Origin of the sequence: Burkholderia aenigmatica (assembly GCF_902499175.1) — a bacterium.
Taxonomy (GTDB): Bacteria; Pseudomonadota; Gammaproteobacteria; order Burkholderiales; family Burkholderiaceae; genus Burkholderia; species Burkholderia aenigmatica.
The window spans coordinates 1-2,734 of record NZ_CABVQC010000140.1 but is presented as its reverse complement, the minus strand read 5'-3'; the positions used below and the strand labels follow the sequence as shown (position 1 = coordinate 2,734).

Below are 2,734 nucleotides of genomic sequence, written 5' to 3'. Positions count from 1 at the left end.
ACTGTCACATAATCGAACGTATATGTGACAGGTACGACATGCTGATAGGCTACATGCGGGTATCGAAGGCGGACGGCTCCCAGGCTACCGATTTGCAGCGCGACGCGCTGATTGCCGCCGGGGTCGATCCAGTACATCTTTACGAGGACCAGGCATCCGGCATGCGCGAGGATCGGCCCGGCTTGACGAGCTGCCTGAAGGCGTTGCGAACTGGCGACACACTGGTCGTGTGGAAACTGGATCGGCTCGGACGCGACCTGCGACATCTCATCAACACCGTGCACGACCTGACTGGGCGCGGCATCGGCTTGAAGGTATTAACCGGGCACGGCGCGGCCATCGACACCACGACCGCCGCCGGCAAGCTGGTCTTTGGCATCTTCGCCGCCCTGGCCGAGTTCGAGCGCGAGTTGATCGCGGAGCGCACGATTGCCGGCCTAGCCTCGGCCCGCGCGCGCGGGCGGAAAGGCGGCCGGCCGTTCAAGATGACCGCCGCCAAGCTGCGGCTGGCGATGGCGGCAATGGGTCAGCCAGAGACCAAGGTCGGCGACCTGTGCCAGGAACTTGGCGTCACGCGGCAGACCCTGTATCGGCATGTTTCACCCAAGGGTGAGCTACGTCCAGATGGCGAGAAGCTACTCAGCCGAATTTGATGCCGGCATGAGGCAACGTAGCGACAGCGTGGTTTGTCTCAATGGGAAGCGCTCATGATCGATCTTTGAAGGCCCGCAGCAGTCGTGTCACAGACAGGACGAACAAACCGGTCAGCGTGAGGGCTGCGATACCCCAGTACTCTCCGATGAACGCGCCGGCCGTCGTGCCGGCCAGCACAATGGCGAGAATCGGCAAATGGCAGGGACAGGTGAGCACGGCCAGCGCGCCCCACAGGTAGCCGGTGATCGGTTTGTGCGTCTCGGACGGCAAGCGCTCGGGGCTGTTCATGGCAGACTCTCCGCGTGCTGTGCCGGCTCGGTCGGCATGGTGGCCAACTGCACCTCCAGATCGGCCAACGCTTCGCGCCGACGCTCGACGAACTGGCGCAGAACGGCAAGCTGCGCGGCCGCTTCATCGCCGTCCGCAGCATCCAGCGCCCGGCACAGCCGCGCCAGCGCGTCCAGGCCGATGCCCGCCTCGAAGGCCGCCCGCACGAAGCACAGCCGTTGCAAGGCGGCATCATCGAACAGGCCATAGCCGCCCGGGGTGCACGCCACCGGACGCAGCAATCCGCGCAGCAGGTAGTCGCGCACGATATGCACGCTCACCCCGGCATCAAGGGCCAGCCGGGACACGGTGTAGGCGCTCATTGAAAACCTCCTTTTTTTATCCAGCGCAGCAGGAAAGCTGCTTCACGTCCTTGTTGAAGGTCTGCGCCGCAAGCTTCAACCCCTCGACCATTGTCAGGTAGGGGAACAACTGGTCGGCCAGTTCCTGCACCGTCATGCGGTTGCGGATGGCGAGCACCGCCGTCTGGATCAGTTCGCCCGCTTCCGGGGCCACCGCCTGCACGCCGATGAGCCGTCCGCTACCTTCCTCGATGACCAGCTTGATGAAGCCGCGTGTGTCGAAGTTGGCAAGCGCTCGCGGAACGTTGTCGAGTGTCAGCGTGCGACTGTCGGTCTCGATGCCATCGTGGTGCGCTTCCGCCTCGCTGTAGCCCACGGTGGCGACTTGCGGGTCGGTGAACACCACTGCCGGCATCGCGGTCAGATTGAGGGCTGCGTCGCCGCCGGTCATGTTGATCGCGGCACGGGTGCCGGCGGCCGCTGCCACGTAGACGAACTGCGGCTGGTCGGTGCAGTCGCCGGCCGCGTAGATGTTCGGGTTGCTCGTGCGCATGCCTTGGTCGATAACGATGGCCCCTTGCGCATTGACAGTGACCCCCGCCGCGTCCAGCGCGAGGCTGCGCGTATTCGGTGCCCGACCGGTGGCAACCAGCAACTTGTCAGCGCGCAATTCACCGTGTCCGGTGGTCAGCACGAATTCGCCGTTCACATGGGCGACCTGGCTGGCTTGCGTGTGCTCCAGCACCTCGATGCCCTCGGCGCGGAAAGCGGCTGTCACGGCCTCGCCGATGGCCGGGTCTTCCCGGAAGAACAAGGTGCTGCGTGCCAGGATCGTGACCTGGCTGCCGAGCCGGGCAAAGGCTTGCGCCAGTTCCAACGCCACCACCGACGAACCGATCACGGCCAGGCGTGCGGGAATGGTGTCGCTGACAAGCGCTTCGGTGGAAGTCCAGTAGGGTGACTCTTTCAGGCCCGGAATCGGCGGCACGGCCGGACTGGCACCGGTGGCGACCAGGCAGCGGTCGAACGTTACCTCGCGCTCGCCACCCTCGTTCAAACGGACGACCAGGCTCTGGTCGTCCTTGAAACGCGCTTCACCGTGCAAAACGGTGATGGCTGGATTGCCGTCCAGGATGCCTTCGTATTTGGCGTGCCGCAGTTCATCGACACGGGCCTGCTGCTGGGCCAGCAGTTTGCTGCGGTCAATCGCAGGCACAGTTGCCGCAATACCGCCGTCGAACGGACTTTCCCGGCGCAGATGGGCAATATGGGCAGCGCGGATCATGATCTTGGACGGCACACAGCCGATATTGACGCAGGTGCCGCCGATGGTGCCGCGTTCGATCAGCGTGACCGTCGCGCCTTGCTCGACGGCCTTCAGCGCCGCCGCCATCGCGGCCCCGCCGCTGCCAATGATGGCGATATGCAAACCGGCGCCCTCAAGTGCATCA

4 protein-coding genes are annotated in these 2,734 nt (G+C 64.7%); 1 reads left to right on the top strand and 3 read right to left on the bottom strand.

Annotated features, from left to right (window positions below; all coding sequences use genetic code 11):
- The first annotated feature begins 38 nt into the window (after positions 1–38).
- Positions 39–653: a recombinase family protein gene (locus tag BDO18943_RS42270; protein WP_000904941.1), complete on the top strand. Its 615-nt coding sequence runs from the start codon at positions 39–41 to the stop codon at positions 651–653.
- 52 nt (positions 654–705) lie between these two features.
- On the opposite strand, the gene merE is transcribed toward BDO18943_RS42270, so the two are convergent.
- From merE to merA, 3 genes are all read right to left on the bottom strand, one after another.
- Positions 706–942, bottom strand: coding sequence for a broad-spectrum mercury transporter MerE (gene merE, locus BDO18943_RS42265; RefSeq protein WP_001087809.1), 237 nt, complete (start codon positions 940–942; stop codon positions 706–708).
- Positions 939–1,304 carry a mercury resistance co-regulator MerD gene (merD, locus tag BDO18943_RS42260; RefSeq protein WP_003465059.1) on the bottom strand — a complete coding sequence of 122 codons (366 nt, stop codon included), beginning with the start codon at positions 1,302–1,304 and terminating at the stop codon, positions 939–941. The genes merE and merD overlap by 4 nt, the downstream gene beginning before the upstream one ends.
- A gap of 16 nt (positions 1,305–1,320) precedes the next feature.
- The coding region (merA, locus tag BDO18943_RS42255; RefSeq protein ID WP_175026712.1) for a mercury(II) reductase at positions 1,321–2,734 on the bottom strand (1,414 nt) is incomplete at its 5' end.

Bases quoted from the DNA above. Each gene is read 5' to 3' on its own strand.
- merD (WP_003465059.1), bottom strand. From the start codon at position 1,304: ATGAGCGCCTACACCGTGTCCCGGCTGGCCCTTGATGCCGGGGTGAGC.
- BDO18943_RS42270 (WP_000904941.1), top strand. From the start codon at position 39: ATGCTGATAGGCTACATGCGGGTATCGAAGGCGGACGGCTCCCAGGCT.
- merE (WP_001087809.1), bottom strand. From the start codon at position 942: ATGAACAGCCCCGAGCGCTTGCCGTCCGAGACGCACAAACCGATCACC.